The sequence below is a fragment of the Streptomyces sp. NPDC002088 genome (assembly GCF_040296605.1).
In the GTDB taxonomy this organism is placed as follows: domain Bacteria; phylum Actinomycetota; class Actinomycetes; order Streptomycetales; family Streptomycetaceae; genus Streptomyces.
In genome coordinates this window covers 526,552-540,776 of sequence record NZ_JBEOXO010000001.1, presented here as the reverse complement: position 1 = coordinate 540,776, position 14,225 = coordinate 526,552, and the positions used below count along the sequence as shown (strand labels likewise).

General features: G+C 71.6%; 14 protein-coding genes and 1 pseudogene. 5 read left to right on the top strand and 10 right to left on the bottom strand.

Features of this window, described 5'->3' with window-relative positions; all coding sequences use genetic code 11:
• Nucleotides 1-85: 85 nt before the first annotated feature.
• Nucleotides 86-1,321, top strand: a complete 1,236-nt coding sequence (locus ABT114_RS02485; RefSeq protein ID WP_351137681.1) for a lactonase family protein — start codon at nucleotides 86-88, stop codon at nucleotides 1,319-1,321.
• On the opposite strand, the gene ABT114_RS02480 is transcribed toward ABT114_RS02485, so the two are convergent.
• Nucleotides 1,289-2,014, bottom strand: coding sequence for a DUF2470 domain-containing protein (locus ABT114_RS02480; protein WP_351137679.1), 726 nt, complete (start codon nucleotides 2,012-2,014; stop codon nucleotides 1,289-1,291). The genes ABT114_RS02485 and ABT114_RS02480 overlap by 33 nt on opposite strands.
• A 244-nt stretch (nucleotides 2,015-2,258) precedes the next feature.
• The gene (locus tag ABT114_RS02475; RefSeq protein ID WP_351137677.1) at nucleotides 2,259-2,873 is read right to left on the bottom strand and encodes a TetR/AcrR family transcriptional regulator; all 615 of its coding nucleotides are present in this window, start codon (nucleotides 2,871-2,873) and stop codon (nucleotides 2,259-2,261) included.
• Between the two features lie 108 nt (nucleotides 2,874-2,981).
• On the opposite strand from ABT114_RS02475, the gene ABT114_RS02470 reads away from it, so the two are divergent.
• Nucleotides 2,982-4,523 carry a cytochrome P450 gene (locus ABT114_RS02470; RefSeq protein WP_502986929.1) on the top strand — a complete coding sequence of 514 codons (1,542 nt, stop codon included), beginning with the start codon at nucleotides 2,982-2,984 and terminating at the stop codon, nucleotides 4,521-4,523.
• Here the strand turns inward: ABT114_RS02470 and ABT114_RS02465 are convergent.
• Nucleotides 4,485-5,324, bottom strand: a complete 840-nt coding sequence (locus ABT114_RS02465) for a pentapeptide repeat-containing protein (RefSeq protein WP_351137675.1) — start codon at nucleotides 5,322-5,324, stop codon at nucleotides 4,485-4,487. The two genes, ABT114_RS02470 and ABT114_RS02465, sit on opposite strands and share 39 nt — an antisense overlap.
• A 68-nt stretch (nucleotides 5,325-5,392) precedes the next feature.
• On the opposite strand from ABT114_RS02465, the gene ABT114_RS02460 reads away from it, so the two are divergent.
• The 3 genes from ABT114_RS02460 to ABT114_RS02450 all read left to right on the top strand — a co-directional run bounded on the left by ABT114_RS02460 (nucleotide 5,393) and on the right by ABT114_RS02450 (nucleotide 7,466).
• On the top strand, nucleotides 5,393-5,980 hold the full coding sequence (locus ABT114_RS02460; protein ID WP_351137673.1) for a TetR/AcrR family transcriptional regulator: 588 nt from the start codon (nucleotides 5,393-5,395) through the stop codon (nucleotides 5,978-5,980).
• Nucleotides 5,977-7,119 (top strand): serine hydrolase domain-containing protein, encoded by a 1,143-nt coding sequence (locus ABT114_RS02455; protein WP_351137671.1) that lies wholly within the window; start codon nucleotides 5,977-5,979, stop codon nucleotides 7,117-7,119. Before ABT114_RS02460 ends, ABT114_RS02455 begins: the two co-directional genes overlap by 4 nt.
• Nucleotides 7,120-7,265: 146 nt before the next feature.
• Nucleotides 7,266-7,466 carry a DUF5999 family protein gene (locus tag ABT114_RS02450; RefSeq protein ID WP_351137669.1) on the top strand — a complete coding sequence of 67 codons (201 nt, stop codon included), beginning with the start codon at nucleotides 7,266-7,268 and terminating at the stop codon, nucleotides 7,464-7,466.
• Between the two features lie 8 nt (nucleotides 7,467-7,474).
• Here the strand turns inward: ABT114_RS02450 and sigJ are convergent, their stop codons facing one another.
• The 7 genes and pseudogenes from sigJ to rhaS all read right to left on the bottom strand — a co-directional run bounded on the left by sigJ (nucleotide 7,475) and on the right by rhaS (nucleotide 14,203).
• Nucleotides 7,475-8,395, bottom strand: a complete 921-nt coding sequence (gene sigJ, locus ABT114_RS02445; RefSeq protein ID WP_351137667.1) for an RNA polymerase sigma factor SigJ — start codon at nucleotides 8,393-8,395, stop codon at nucleotides 7,475-7,477.
• Nucleotides 8,396-8,412: 17 nt separating this feature from the next.
• A pseudogene (locus tag ABT114_RS02440) lies at nucleotides 8,413-8,625 on the bottom strand (PIG-L family deacetylase); the annotation flags it as partial.
• Between the two features lie 175 nt (nucleotides 8,626-8,800).
• Nucleotides 8,801-10,102 carry an alpha/beta fold hydrolase gene (locus ABT114_RS02435; protein ID WP_351137665.1) on the bottom strand — a complete coding sequence of 434 codons (1,302 nt, stop codon included), beginning with the start codon at nucleotides 10,100-10,102 and terminating at the stop codon, nucleotides 8,801-8,803.
• A gap of 97 nt (nucleotides 10,103-10,199) precedes the next feature.
• Complete coding sequence (locus tag ABT114_RS02430; RefSeq protein WP_351137663.1) at nucleotides 10,200-11,231, bottom strand: LacI family DNA-binding transcriptional regulator; 1,032 nt, start codon at nucleotides 11,229-11,231, stop codon at nucleotides 10,200-10,202.
• Nucleotides 11,232-11,310: 79 nt separating this feature from the next.
• Nucleotides 11,311-12,723, bottom strand: a complete 1,413-nt coding sequence (locus ABT114_RS02425; protein WP_351137661.1) for a BNR repeat-containing protein — start codon at nucleotides 12,721-12,723, stop codon at nucleotides 11,311-11,313.
• A gap of 13 nt (nucleotides 12,724-12,736) precedes the next feature.
• Nucleotides 12,737-13,057: an L-rhamnose mutarotase gene (locus tag ABT114_RS02420; RefSeq protein WP_351137659.1), complete on the bottom strand. Its 321-nt coding sequence runs from the start codon at nucleotides 13,055-13,057 to the stop codon at nucleotides 12,737-12,739.
• A gap of 63 nt (nucleotides 13,058-13,120) precedes the next feature.
• Complete coding sequence (gene rhaS / locus ABT114_RS02415) at nucleotides 13,121-14,203, bottom strand: rhamnose ABC transporter substrate-binding protein (protein ID WP_351137657.1); 1,083 nt, start codon at nucleotides 14,201-14,203, stop codon at nucleotides 13,121-13,123.
• Nucleotides 14,204-14,225 lie beyond the last annotated feature (22 nt).

Here is a 14,225-nt window from a genome sequence, read left to right as displayed (position 1 = left end):
ACACTCGTTGCTTTTTTGCGCTTCAGGGGCGCCGACGTCAAGGTGGCTGTGACGACCGGGGCAACCGACGACCTGAGGTGCGGACATGGGCAGTGAGGCAGAAGCGTCGCGCGGCGGCTGGAGCAGGCGCCGTTTCGTCGGCACGCTCGGCGGAGCGGCCGCGGCGACGGCTCTGGCCGCCTGTGGGACCGCGTCGGAGGTCTCGAAGGCGTCGTCCGAGACAGCCGGGGCCAGGGGGCGACAGCCGACCCCGGAGACCTCGCCCCAGACATCGCGGAAGCCCACGGGCTCCGGCCCGCACCCCCTCTACGTCGGCACCTACACCTCCCCCGAGGACGGCGGCAAGGGCATCGGTCTCGCCACCTACGACACCGCGACGGGCCGGATCACCGGCACCGGGACTCTCACCGGCGTCGACGACCCGTCGTACCTCGCGGTGCACCCGGACGGCCGGACGCTGTACGCGGTGAACGAGCGCGAGAAGGGTGCCGTGACCGCCGTACGGCGCTCCGACCGCAGCATTCTGGGCAGCAGTGCCACGGGCGGCGCGCAGCCCTGCCATCTGTCGGTCCATCCGGGCGGGCGCTGGCTGCTCACGGCCGACTACGGCTCGGGCAGCGTGGCCGTGTTCCCGATCGACGCGTCCGGGGCGCCGGGCGAGCGCACCGACATGGTGACCCACTCCTCGCCCGCGCCCGGGCCCGGGCAACAGGGCCCGCACGCCCACCAGTTCATCACCAGCCCCGACGGTGGCCACGTCCTCGCCGTCGACCTCGGCACGGACACGGTGTACACCTACCGCCTGGACGAAAGGGCCGGCACGCTCAAGGAGGTCGCGCAGGCGCACACCCGGCCGGGCGCCGGTCCGCGCCATCTGACGTTTCACCCCGGCGGCCGGTACGCCTACCTCGCCAACGAGGTCGACGACACGGCGGCGGTCTGCGCGTACGACCCGGCCACCGGCCGCCTGACCATCGGCGAGCCGCAGTCCACCGGGAGCGGCAAGGGCACCAACTACCCGGCGCAGTTCGTGGTGACGGCGAACGGCTCGTACGCCTATCTCGCCAACCGGGGCCACAACAACATCGCGCGGTACGCGGTGGAGGCGGACGGCGCGCGGCTGAGGCTTCTCGACACGGTGCCGGTGGCCGGTGACTTCCCGCGGCAGATCGCATTCTCGCCGGACGGCGGGCTGCTGTTCGCGGCGAACCAGCGGTCGGGCACGGTCAGCGTCTTCCACGTGGACGACAAGAGCGGTGACCTGCGGCTCGCGGGCGAGCCGTTCGCCTCACCCGTCGCGGTCTGTGCGCTGCCGCTGTAGGGCGCGCGGGCAGGAGGCGGCGCTCGCCTGCGTGAGCAGGGCGTGCATGCGCTCGGTGAGCTGCGCGACGTCGTCGGCCGGCGCATGGAAGGGCAGTCGCACCTCGCCGTCGGCGCGGGCGCGCTCGATGCGCAGGGTCAGTCCGTGCCGGTCGACTGCGAGCGGCTGAACGCGTACGGCGCCGTGCAGGCTGTCGGGCCGGACGAGCCGGGTGAGCCGCTCGACGGCGTCGGGGTGGGCGTCGGCGAGGTGGGTGAGGAGTTGGGCTTCGGCGCCGGCCAGGGGGTCGGGTGCGGCGGCGGCGAACTCGTCGAGGGCGACAACGACCGCGCCGGAGGGCTGTTTCAGCACGACGCGGGTGGCCTGGAAGACGAGCTGGTCGTCCTCGGGGGCGAACCAGCCGGCGAGCCAGAGCCGGGCGCGGATCCGGTTGCGCACGGGGACGGGTGCGACGTCGGCGAACTCCAGCACGGCGGACGGCTCGCCCCGGGGCGCGCAGATCGCGGCCGTGAGCAGGGTGCTGTCCTCGGGCACGTGCACATGCACCCGGCCGTCCTCGTCGACGGTGTGCGCACCGACGAACTCCTCGCGTCCGCCGTCCGCGGTCACCGCGCAGGACCACGCGGCGGCCAGCACCGAGCGGGCCCGTTCGGCCGCGGAAGGCGCGGCCGTCCAGGTCTGGCTGTCAGCCATCCCGAAACCTCCTTAGGTAAGCCTTGCCTAACCTATCGGAGATCCGGGCTTGCGCCAACCGTGGTGCCCGCCCCCGTCGGGCTCAGGCATCAGCCGCCACCCCTCGGGCGTGAAGGTGAAGGTGTCATCGAAGGGACCTTGGTCGCCGCAGCGCACGGCGAGCAGCGCGGGCTCCTCGCCCTTCGCCGGCCATGTGACGTCCGGCTCGCTGTCGTTCCACAGGGCATTGTTCGCCCACCGGCGATCAAGCCGGAGGCGTGATGACCCCCAACAGCGCCCGCGCGCACAGGTCCCGCACCTGCTCCCGGGTCAGGTCCTGGCCCCGCAGCCACTCCAGGCAGACCGCCGTGGTGAACGCGAGCCAGCCGCGTACGGCCAGCCGTACGTCGGGGCGCTCCTCGAAGAGCGGGCCGAACTCGGGGTCGGCGCCGAGGGCGGCCAGGATCTGCTTCTCCTGCGCCGCCAGCGCGCGCTGGTAGACCCGGCGCACGCTCTGGTCGCCGGCCGCGTCCGCGCGGTGGAAGGCGCGGTAGCCGTGCGCATGGGTCTCGACGTACTCCAGGTAGGCGTCGAGCCCCGCGGTGAGCTGCTCGCGCACCGGGACGCCGGGCACGGCGGACGTCATGCGCAGCATCCGCTCGCTCTCGCGCTCCACGACCGCCGCGAAGAAGTCCCGCTTGGTCGGGAAGTAGTGGTAGAGCAGGCCTCGGGAGACGCCCGCGATCTCGGCGACCTGCTCGATCCACACGTCGTCGTACGGGCTCTCCGAGAACAGTCGCGCCCCGACCGACAGGAGCTGCTCCCGGCGCTCCTCGGTGCTGAGCCGGCGGCGTGTGCGCTGCCCCTGGTTCGCGGCCATGGCGGCACTTTACTTGACGTCGGTTCAATTGCGGGACCAGACTGGGCGCCGTTATTGAACCCACGTACAACACGCTCAACGTGCCGCTGGCTCAAGGGAGATCGCGTCATGGCGGAGATGGTGGAGATGGCGGCGCCGTCGGCGGGCAACGACCTGCCGAAAGGATTCCGCAGCGCCGAGCACGGCTGGCCCGAGCTGCACCGCATCCCGCATCCGCCGCACCGGCTGCCCCTGGTCGGCGACATCCTCGGCGCGAGCCGGCGCACCCCCCTCCAGGACTCCATGCGGTTCGCCCGGCAACTGGGGCCGATCTTCCGGCGCCGGGCGTTCGACAGGGAGTTCGTGTTCGTGTGGGGGGCCGAGCTCGCGGCCGACCTGGCGGACGAGACCCGCTTCGCCAAGCATGTCGGGCTGGGGGTGGCCAATCTGCGGCCGGTCGTCGGAGACGCGCTGTTCACCGCGTACAACCACGAGCCCAACTGGCAGCGGGCGCACGACGTCCTGGCCCCGGGCTTCAGCCGGGAGGCGATGGCGGCCTACCACCCGATGATGCTCGACGTGGCCGGGCAGCTCACCGGCCACTGGGACCGCGCGCTGGCGGCGGGCCGGGCGGTGGACGTGCCCGGCGACATGACCCGGCTGACCCTGGAGACGATCGCGCGCACCGGCTTCGGGCACGACTTCGGCTCCTTCGAACGCTCCCGGCTGCACCCCTTCGTCACCGCCATGGTGGGCACGCTCACCTACGCGCAGCGACTCAACACCGTGCCCGCGCCGCTCACTTCGCTGTTGCTGCGGCGGGCAAGCCGGCGCAATGCCGCCGACATCGACTACCTCAACCGCACGGTCGACGACCTCGTACGGGCCCGGCGCTCGGCGAGCGGGGGCGGGAACGGGGATCTGCTTGACCGAATGCTCCAGACCGCCCACCCGGAGACCGGGGAGCGGCTGTCACCGGAGAACGTACGCCGCCAGGTCATCACGTTCCTCGTCGCGGGCCACGAGACGACCTCGGGTGCGCTCTCCTTCGCCCTGCATTACCTCTCCCGGCACCCCGATGTCGCGGCCCGCGCCCGCGCCGAGGTGGACCGCGTGTGGGGCGACGCGGCGGTGCCCGGGTACGAGCAGGTGGCCAGGCTGCGATACGTGCGCCGGGTACTGGACGAGGCGCTGCGGCTGTGGCCGACGGCGCCCGCCTTCGCCCGCGAGGCCCGGCGGGACACGGTGCTGGCCGGCGAGCACCCCATGCGGCGGGGCGCATGGGCGCTGGTGCTGACGGCGATGCTGCACCGTGATCCGGAGGTGTGGGGCGCGGACGCCGAGCGGTTCGACCCGGACCGCTTCGACGCCAAGGCCGTACGCGCCCGTGCCGCGCACTCCTTCAAGCCGTTCGGAACCGGGGCGCGGGCCTGCATCGGGCGCCAGTTCGCGCTGCACGAAGCCACGCTCGTGCTCGGGCTGCTGCTGCGCCGCTACGAGCTGCGGCCCGACCCGGACTACCGGCTGCGGGTGGCCGAACGGCTGACGCTGATGCCGGAGGGGCTGCGGCTGCACCTGGAGCGGCGCACCGGCGCACCGGCGAAGGCACATTCGCTTACGGAAGAGGCTCCTTCAGAGCCGCGCTGTCCAGTGCACGGGGCGGGCGACTGACTCCGGCAGCCGGGTGCCGGCGCTGCCGCGGGCCGCGTTGAGCTGCGGCTGGGTCAGGAAGAACGCGCCGGTCAAATCGGCGTCAGAGAGGTCGGCGTCGCGCAGGTCGGCGCCGATGAGATCCGCACCCCGCAGGTCGGCGCCGGTGAGGTCGGCGGCGATCAGGTAGGCGCCGCGCAGGTTGGCGCCACGCAGGTCGGCGCCCTTGAGCCGGGCGCCCATCAGATCCGCGCCCCGCCGGTCCTTCTTGCGGCCGCGCGTGCCCGCCCGGACCAGTTCGCTGGTCTTGAGGAGGAGGACATTGACCTCCTGCCGGTGGGCACCCACGTCCAGCGCGGCCAGTTCCCCGGGGGTCTGCCGGGTGAGTTGTTCCGTCTCGGCGAGGATCCGGCGCAGATCCGCGTGGAGGGGGCGGGCCGCGGGCAGGGTGAGCGCCTCGGTCAGGTACCAGAGCAGCTCGTGCAGCTGGCGGACGACCGGGAAGACGTCGAGCATGCGGCGGGCGTGCTCCGGCGACCCGTCGCGCCAGTCCTGTCCGCTGAAGGTGATCTGCGAGACCTTCTGCCCTGCGCCGAAGCAGTCGTAGACCGTGCAGCCGTTGAAGCCCTTCTGGCGCAGCCGCGCGTGGATGCCGCAGCGGTGGTCGCCCTGGAGGTTCGGGCAGGGCTTCCCCGCGTCCTTGTCGATGGCGAAGTCGGCCGACGCCGCGAAGGGCAGGGCGACACAGCACAGCCCGAAGCACTGTGCGCAGTCGCCACGCAGGTCGTCGAGGCCAGCCTGGTCGGCTGTCTGATCTGGCATGACGCCCAGCCTACTGACCGCCGGCGCACCCCTGGACCATCATCGAACCGATCGGTACCATCTCGTGCATGCCCGTACCCAAGGGAACCTCTCTCGATCCGGAGCGCACCCGCGCCGCGCTCCTCGCCTCGGCGACCGAGATCCTCTACGAGCGCGGACTGGACGGCGTAGGCGTCGCCGAGCTGTGCCGGGAGGTGGGCGCCTCGAAGGAGACGCTGTACCGGCACTTCGGTTCCAAGGACGGCCTCGTCGAGGCGGTCCTGGAGGCACGCAGCGACCGTGTCGTACAGTGGCTGACCGACGCGGTCGAGGCCGCCGGACCCCACCCCGGCGCCCAACTGTCGGCGCTCTTCGACGCGTTGGGCAGCTGGTACCGACAGCCCGGCTTCCGGGGCTGCGCGATCGTCAACGCGTCGACCCAGCATCACACCCCGCCCGCCCGCACCATCGCCGACCGCCACCTGGGCCGCTACCAGCGGCTGCTGACCTCGATCGCCGAACGTGCCGGCGTCCGTGAACCGGAACGGCTGGGGCGGCAGTTGCTGATCCTGCTGGAGGGCGCCACGGTCGTCGCCGACCACCACGACCCCGAGGGCCGGGCCGCCGAGGACGCCGAGCGGGCCGCCCTCGCGCTGCTCACGGCGGAGGGGGCGTGAGGGGCGTCCAGGGCACCACCTCACCCGGATTCGAGGCGGTCACGGAGGTCTTCGCCCGCAACTTCGAACGGTACGGCGAGGTCGGCGCCGCCTTCGCCGCGTACCGGGACGGCGAACCCGTCGTCGACCTGTGGGGCGGCCTGGCGGACCCGGCGACGGGACGCGCCTGGCGCGCCGACACCCTGCAGCTGGTCTTCTCGGGCGCCAAGGGCCTGACGTCCGCATGTGTCCTGCTGCTCGCCGAACGGGGGCTGCTGGACCTCGACGCGCCGGCCGCCCACTACTGGCCGGAGTTCGCCGCGGCCGGAAAGGAGCGGATCACCGTCGCCGAGATCCTGTCGCACCAGGCGCGGCTGCCCGGCGTACAACAGCCCGTCAGCAACGAGGAGTTGCTGGATCACGCCCACATGGCGAAGCTCCTGGCCGCGCAGCCGCCGTCCGACGACCCGCGCGCCGGGTTCGTGTATCACGCACTGACCTGGGGCTGGCTGACCGGCGAGCTGGTGCGGCGGGTGGACGGGCGGACCGTCGGCGCCCTCTTCGCCGAGGAGTTCGCGCGCCCGCTCGGCCTGGACGTCCGGCTCGGACTGCCGGACGAGGAGCACCACCGGGTCGCGGTCACGCTGGCGGGGCCGGGTGTGCTGCCATCACCACAGTCCGAGGACGAGGACTCGTTCCGCGCCCTCACCCGCAACCCGCTGACCGCGCCGGACGCCCCCGCACTCTGGAACAGCCCCGCCTTCCGGCGCGCCGGACTCCCGGCCGTCGGCGCGTATGTGACGGCCCGTTCGATGGCGCGCTTCTACGCCTGCCTGGCCCGGGGCGGCGAGCTGGACGGCATACGCGTGCTGAAGGAGTCCACCGTCGCGCTCGCCCGACGGGAGCTGCGGCGGGGTGTCTCGCCCCTGTGGGGAACACCGATGGCGTACGGAGCCGGCTACGAACTCCGCACCGAGCTCGCGCTGTTCGGCCCCCCGCCGGACACCTTCGGGCACGCCGGAGCCGGCGGGTCACGGCACGGCGCCTGGCCCGGTGAGCGGGTCGGGTTCTCGTACGCGATGAACCTCACCCGGGCGGAGTTCCCGGACCGCCGCCCGCTGGATCTGCTGGCCGCCCTGCACGACGCGGTACGGCGCTGACCCTTCCGCGCCCCCACGGGGACGGGAAAACTCACCGCCGAGTTTCCGGCCCTGTGGGGGTCTCCTCATCCAACGGAAAACAAGCTCGGCTACCAAGGAGACAGCAGCCGGCCGAGGCAGGAGCCGACGGATCGAGGAGAGACGTCATGTGCAGTCACCAGACCCCGTGTCCCACCGCGGACAGCCCGCACCACCACGCCGCCGTGATCGTGGCGGCCCACCCCGAGCAGGGCTGGAGCCTGCTGTGCAACGGCACCATCGTCTTCGACGACACCGGTGAACTCCTGCCCGACGGACGGGTCGTGGGCCCGCACCGCGCCCTCGGCCCGCTCGCCGTGGCCGCCTGAGCCGCCGGTCAGTCCCCCAGGTCGTCGAGGCCGAGGCGGTCGAGCCGCTCCGGGTCGGACAGGATGTACATGCCGGTGATCAGGCCGTCGGAGACGGTCACGGCCATGACCGCCAGCGGCCGGCCCTGCGGCACCGTGACGACCCCCACCGAGCCGTTGACCAGCACGAGCCGGGCAAAGCCCGCGAACTGCCCGAATGTCGCCGCCTGTTCGGCCACCGGCTTCGCCCCGTGGACGACCTTGGACGCGGCCGCGCCGCGCACCAGCGCACCCGAATCGGCACGCAGCACCACGTCCGGGTGCAGGAGGGCGAGCAGCCCTTCGAAGTCCCCGCCGCGCGAAGCCGCGAGGAAAGCCTCCAGGACCTCGCGCTGCCGCCCGAGATCGGGCTCGGTCGACGGCGTGGCGCCCTTCACCCGGCGCCGGGCGCGGCTGGCCAGCTGCCGGGTCGCGGCCGGGCTGCGCTCCACGATCAGCGCGATGTCGTCGAACGGCACCGCGAACATGTCGTGCAGGACGAACGCGAGCCGCTCGGCGGGTTCCAGGGTCTCCAGCACCACGAGGAGCGCGAGGCCCACCGAGTCGGCCTGGAGCACCTCCGCCTCCGGGTCGATCTGTGCCAGAGGACTGATCACGGGGTCGGGCACAAAGGTGTCGAGGGCGTCGAAGGCGCCCGAGCCGGTTTCCATCGGCTGCTCGCGGCGCGCGGTGCGCGAGCGCAGCATGTCCAGGCAGACCCGGCCGGTCACGGTGGTCAGCCAGCCGCCGAGGTTCTGGATGCCGCTCGCGTCGGTGCGGGCGAGCTTCAGCCAGGCCTCCTGCACAGCGTCCTCGGCCTCGGCGAGTGAGCCGAGCATGCGATAGGCCACGGCCTTCAGATGCCCGCGGTGCTCCTCGAACCGGTCCGCCAGCAGTTCCGTGTCGTTCATCGCTTCCCCCTGTCTGCCTATCTGCTGAACAGTTCGAACGCCACGGCCGGCGTGCCGCCGAAACGCTCCCCCATGGACTTCGACACGCCGGTCAGGAAGTCCCGTACGTACAACTCCGGCTCCTCGTCGGTCAACGCCTCGATGTACGTGCGGTGTTCCAGCAGCGAGTGCACCGCGCGCTCCAGTCCCGGTGACGCGTCCACGGCGTGTGTGGGCGTGGGATCGTCGGCTCTGTCATGCCCGCAGACTAAGCGCTCCGCTGGAAGCGTGGTGACGATCCCGCGGGCCGGTGGGGGCTGGTCGCGCCCACGCGGCGGAGCCGCATATCGACACAGCCCCGCGCCCCTTACGGGGCGCGATACCGCACCGGACTTCGTCAGGACTGCTCAGCCCGCGCCGCTGACATCAGGCCTCGTCGCGTGTCAGTGCCAGCAGCCGGTCCAGGACCCGGGGGCCGCCGGCCCGGACGCCGTCGTGCTCGAACTCGTCCGTGACCCAGGTGCGCAGGCCCCGGACGGCGCGGGCGGTCTCGAGGGAGTGGGCCGTGTCGACGTACATGTCGTCGTGGTAGACGGCCGCCGCGACCGGCACCTCGTTGGCGGCCAGGCGCGCCGGGTCGTAGAGGGGCTGCCAGTCGGTGCGGGCGGCGAGCAGTTCGGCGGTCTCGCGCAGGGGACGCAGCGCCGGGTCGCAGTCGAACATCCAGGGATGCACGGACTCCCCGGTGAACAGCAGCGGCCCGTCACCCGTGAGGGCCTTCGCCGCGTCGAACTGCGGGAACTCGCCGCGGACGCGTTCGGCCGACCATGCGGTGGGGCGGCCGTCCTGGCCGTAGATCGCCTCGTGGACGAGGGCGTACAGGGGGTGCCCGGCGTACGAGAGCAGGCCCTGGACCTCCTCCTGGAAGGCGTCGGACAGCTCCAGGCCCCGCGGGGTGCGAACGAAGGCCTGTTCCAGGAGGAAGTGCAGGCGGTGGCTGCCCTCGCTGCCACCGAGGAGGATGCCCAGGGACTGGAAGGCCTCGACGGTGAGCCGGTAGCCGCCCGGGAGGACCACCTCGTGCTGGAGGAGGTGGTCGGCGATGCGGCGGGCGCGTTCGACGTCCTGCGGGTAGCGGGCGTAGTGCGCGGTGACCTTGCGTTCGATGCGCGGGTAGGCGGCGCGGTAGACGTCGTCGGCGTGAGCGTGCAGGGAGGGCAGGCCGCCGGTGAGCACGGCTGCCGTCAGGCCTTCGGGGGCTGTGGACAGATACGTCACCGTGCAGAAGCCGCCGAAGCTCTGGCCGAGGACGGTCCACGGGGCGCCGTCGGTGACCTGCGGGCGGATCGCCTCGCAGTCCCGGACGATCGAGTCGGCGCGGAAGCGGGCGAGGTAGTCGGCCTGCTCGGCGGGGCCGCCGCGCAGCGGGAGCGTCTGGCGGTTGGCGGGCGTGGAGTGGCCGGTGCCGCGCTGGTCCAGGAGGAGGACGCGGTACTCCTTGAGGGCGCGGCCGAGCCAGGCCGGCCGGCCGACGAACCGGTTGGCGCCGAAGCCGGGGCCGCCCTGGAGGTAGACCAGCCACGGCAGGTCCTGGCGTGCCTTGTCGCTCGCGACGACCTCGCGGCCGTAGAGCCGGATCGTTTCTCCGGACGGGTCGTCGTGGTCGAGGGGCACGGTGAACTGGCGGTCGGTGAGGACGACACCGGGCTGGCGGTAGCTGACGGTCAACAGGGCTCCCCGTACGGACGGACTGTGCCGTCCCAGTTCAGCACACCCACGGCCGCCGGACCCGACCGGGGATCATGAACAGCTACTGAACGGCGGCTCAGCGCCCGGGCAGGCTGGAGCTCCGCACGACCAGCTCGGGCTGGAGCACCACGCGCCGGTGCTCATGAGCCTTGCGTCCGCCCTCCGTCTCCGTCTCCGTCTCCTCGATGAGCAGCTCGGCGGCGAGCGCGCCCAGGGTGACGGCGGGCTGCCGTACGGAGGTGAGCGGGACGGCCGCGGCGGCCGCGAACTCGATGTCGTCGTAGCCGACGATGGCGAGGTCGTCGGGGACGCCGACACCGGCCGCGTACATGGCCTGCAGGACACCGAGGGCGAGCAGGTCGTTGGCGCAGAAGACGGCGGTCGGCCGGTCGGCGAGGCCGAGCAGGCGGGCGCCCGCGTCCCGTCCCGCGGCGACGTCGAGCCGCTCGGTGGGCAGCTCGCGCAGCGCCTCGGGAGCCAGGCCCGCCTCGGCGAGGGCGTTCAGGGCGCCGGTGCGGCGGTCGCGCACCTGGTTCAGGCCGGGCGGTCCACTGACGTAGGCGATGGAGCGGTGCCCGGCGTCGACGAGATGGCGTACGGCCAGCGCGCCGCCCGCCACGTCGTCGACGGAGACGGAGCACTCGGTGGTGCCCTCCGCCACCCGGTCGACCAGGACGAAGGGGATGTTGTGCCGGCGGAAGCTCTCGATGTTGCGTCCGGTGGCGTCGGCCGGGGTGAGCAGCACGCCCCGCACGCGCTGCTCGGCGAAGAGCGACAGGTACTCGGCCTCCTCGCTCGGGCTCTGCGCGCTGTTGCAGACCATCACGCCGAGCCCCGCGTCGCGCGCGGCCCGTTCGGCACCGCGCGCGACGTCCACGAAGAAGGGGTTGCCCATGTCGAGGACGAGCAGCCCCATGATCCGGCTGCGGCCCGCGCGCAACTGGCGCGCGGACTCGCTGCGGACGTAGCCGAGCCGCTCGATCGCGGACTGCACCCGCGCCCGGGTCTCGCCGGCGACCGTGTCCGGACGGTTGATGACGTTCGAGACCGTGCCGACGGAGACTCCGGCGGCGCGGGCGACGTCCTTGATACCCACCGACTGGGCCATCGGGCGGAGACCTCCAGGGAAACGAGGGGCGGCGGGAAGGCCTTCACATTACCGTCATGACCGGGCCAGACGTGTCCGGTCAGGCGGGCAGCGCGAAGTCGACGACGTGGAGCGCCGAGGGGGTCGTACCGCTCGACTTCTCCTGGTACATGAACGACAGGACGTTGTCCGCCTTGACGCGCAACTCGTCGATCACGACCTCGCCGAAGGCGTTCAGACCACTGCCGTCGTACAGCAGCGCCCAGTCGGTGTACCCGGACGCCTTCGAGGCGCCGGCGATCCGGCCGTAGGGGAAGATCGCGTAGGCGTTGTCGTACTTGTCCAGGACCAGCTTGGTGCGCTGGCTGGAGTTCAGTACGACGGGGATCTCCGTCTTCTGCCAGGTGCCCGAGGAGTTCTTGCGGACATGGAAGGCGCGGCCGTTGGCGGTGCGGTCGGTGACGTAGTTCGTGGTGCACTGGCCGAAGCGGCCGGGGACATAGCTGATGATCGCGTGCGGGAGGCCGGCGGAGTCGGTGGACTGGCTCTCCTGGTTCATCAGGGAGTGGTCGGGGTTGAGCGGGTCGACCACCAGCCCGCTGTCGGTGACCGCGACCGTGTCCGAGCCGCCGGTGGTGCCGACGACGGTGCCCGCGTCGTTGCGCCAGGTGCGGCCCCGGTCGGTGGAGTACACGTAGCCGGTGTCGTGGTTGGTGATGCCGCCGCTGCTGCACATGACGGCGCCGTTCTGCTCGCGCCAGGTGAAGAAGGCGTGCAGTCGGCCGTTGACGTCGTAGTCGATGCCGTGGAGGTACATGTTGCGGGCCGTGCTGGAGCCGTGCTCGCTGGTGTAGGTGCCGGTGGAGCTGGTCCACTCCCCCAGCGCCGTCCAGGTCGAGCCGTCGTACTCCGCGAGGGCGTTGCGGCCGTTGCCGGAGATGCCGACGCGGTAGCTCAGCTGGAGCTTGCCCTCGGGGGTGGCGACGAACTGCGGGTAGGTGAACTGGGAGGTGAGCGCCAGCCCGTCGAGGGTCGTCTGTACGGAGCCGAAGACCGAGGCGGTCCAGGACGTGGACGCCGGGTTGTCGAGGAGGCCCGCGGCCGACTTCACGTAGAAGAAGCCGTCGCTGTGCGAGTCCATGTTGAGGTGCAGCCGGCCGTCCGCCCTGGAGACGCCCAGGGAGATGACGTTGTGGGAGTCGTCGCTCTTGAGTTGGTGGGAGAGGGTGACCGTGGACCAGCCGGTGGCGCCGAGGGCCCGGCGGGCGACGACCGCGTTGCGGGTCGAGGTGTACCAGGCCGCGTACTGGTAGCCCTTGTAGGTGAGCAGGCCGTTCTTCTGGAACGCGTTGTTGTTGACCAGGCCGTCGTAGGAGACGAAGAAGACCGCCTGGGCGTCGAGTCGGGTCGTGCTCGTCTCGGTGACCGAGGGGCCGGGCGTGGCCGCCCGTGCCGTGCCCGGGGCGGCCACAGCGGCGGCCAGGGCGGTCGCCAGAACCGTGCGTCTTCTCATGGGGGGCTCCAGATCAGGAGAGGTGGAAGACTTCCGTCAGGGGTTTCATCGCCTCGTCGGGTCTGGCGCCGTCCAGCGACTCGAAGAACGGCGCCATCTCCGCCTGCCAACGGGCGTTGACGTCGGTGGCCTCCATGCCGGCCTGGGCGGCGGCGAAGTCCTCTGTCTCCAGGTAGCCGACGAGCAGGCCGTCCTCGCGCAGGAAGAGCGAGTAGTTGTGCCAGCCGGTGGCGGAGAGCGCCTCACACATCTCCGGCCACACGGCGGCGTGCCGCTCGCGGTACTCGTCGAGGCGGTCCGCCCGGACCTTCAGCAGGAAGCACACGCGCTGCATCAACAGCCCTCCGGTGTAAGGGGGTTCAGGATCAGGAGCTTCTGGATCAGGAGCTTCGGGGGATCAGAAGTTGAACTGATCGATGTTCTTCGCGTCGAACACGGTCGGCTTGCCCAGGCTGATCACGCCGTCCTTGCCGATGGTGTACGAGCCCATGTCGCCGGCCGTGAAGGTCTCGCCCTCCTTGCCGGTGATCTGCCCGGAGGACAGCGCGACGGCGGTGCGGGCGGCGAGCTCGCCCAGCTTCGCCGGGTCCCACAGCTCGAAGCCCTCGACGGTGCCGTTCTTGACGTACTTGCGCATGTCGTTGGGGGTGCCGAGACCCGTCAGCTTGACCTTGCCCTTGTACTTGGAGCCGGAGAGGTACTGAGCGGCCGCCTTGATGCCGACGGTGGTCGGGGAGATGATCCCCTTCAGGTCCGGGTACTCCTGGAGGAGGCCCTGGGTCTGCTGGAAGGACTGCTGGGCGTCGTCGTTGCCGTAGGCGACCTTGACCAGCTTCATGTCCTTGTACTTCGGGTCCTTCAGCTCCTCCTTCATGTAGTCGATCCAGGTGTTCTGGTTCGTCGCGGTCTGCGCGGCGGACAGGATCGCGATCTCGCCCTTGTAGTCGAGCTGTTCGGCGAGCAGCTGCACCTCGGTGCGGCCCAGGTCCTCCGCGCCGGCCTGGGAGACGAAGGCGTTGCGGCAGTCGGTCTTGGTGTCGGAGTCGTAGGTGACGACCTTGATGCCGTTCTTCATGGCCTGCTTGAGCGCGGTGCACAGGGCGCCGGGGTCCTGCGCGGAGACGGCCATCGCGTCGACCTGCTGCTGGGTGAGGGTGTTGACGTAGGAGACCTGGCCGGCGGTGTCGGTGGCGCTGGACGGGCCGACCTCCTTGTAGCTGGAGCCCAGTTCCTTCAGGGCCGCCTCGCCGCCCTTGTCGGCGGAGGTGAAGTAGGGGTTGTTGACCTGCTTGGGCAGGAAGCCGACGGTCAGGCCCTTCTTGGTGGCCGCGTTCGGATCGGCCGTACCGCCGGTGGCGGCCGAGCCGCCGTCATTGGCGACGTCCTTCTTGGTGGTGCCGCCGCAGGCGGTGACGGCCAGGGCGAGGGAGGTGGCGGCGGCGAGGGCCGCACAGGTACGGCGGATCGACGACTTGCGCATGGCGACAGTCCTTTACGAAGGT

Coding starts and splice junctions, on each gene's coding strand:
- ABT114_RS02485 (WP_351137681.1), top strand. CDS start 86: ATGGGCAGTGAGGCAGAAGCGTCGCGCGGCGGCTGGAGCAGGCGCCGT.
- ABT114_RS02480 (WP_351137679.1), bottom strand. CDS start 2,014: ATGGCTGACAGCCAGACCTGGACGGCCGCGCCTTCCGCGGCCGAACGG.
- ABT114_RS02475 (WP_351137677.1), bottom strand. CDS start 2,873: ATGGCCGCGAACCAGGGGCAGCGCACACGCCGCCGGCTCAGCACCGAG.
- ABT114_RS02470 (WP_502986929.1), top strand. CDS start 2,982: ATGGCGGAGATGGTGGAGATGGCGGCGCCGTCGGCGGGCAACGACCTG.
- ABT114_RS02465 (WP_351137675.1), bottom strand. CDS start 5,324: ATGCCAGATCAGACAGCCGACCAGGCTGGCCTCGACGACCTGCGTGGC.
- ABT114_RS02460 (WP_351137673.1), top strand. CDS start 5,393: ATGCCCGTACCCAAGGGAACCTCTCTCGATCCGGAGCGCACCCGCGCC.
- ABT114_RS02450 (WP_351137669.1), top strand. CDS start 7,266: ATGTGCAGTCACCAGACCCCGTGTCCCACCGCGGACAGCCCGCACCAC.
- sigJ (WP_351137667.1), bottom strand. CDS start 8,395: ATGAACGACACGGAACTGCTGGCGGACCGGTTCGAGGAGCACCGCGGG.
- ABT114_RS02430 (WP_351137663.1), bottom strand. CDS start 11,231: ATGGCCCAGTCGGTGGGTATCAAGGACGTCGCCCGCGCCGCCGGAGTC.
- ABT114_RS02425 (WP_351137661.1), bottom strand. CDS start 12,723: ATGAGAAGACGCACGGTTCTGGCGACCGCCCTGGCCGCCGCTGTGGCC.
- ABT114_RS02420 (WP_351137659.1), bottom strand. CDS start 13,057: ATGCAGCGCGTGTGCTTCCTGCTGAAGGTCCGGGCGGACCGCCTCGAC.
- rhaS (WP_351137657.1), bottom strand. CDS start 14,203: ATGCGCAAGTCGTCGATCCGCCGTACCTGTGCGGCCCTCGCCGCCGCC.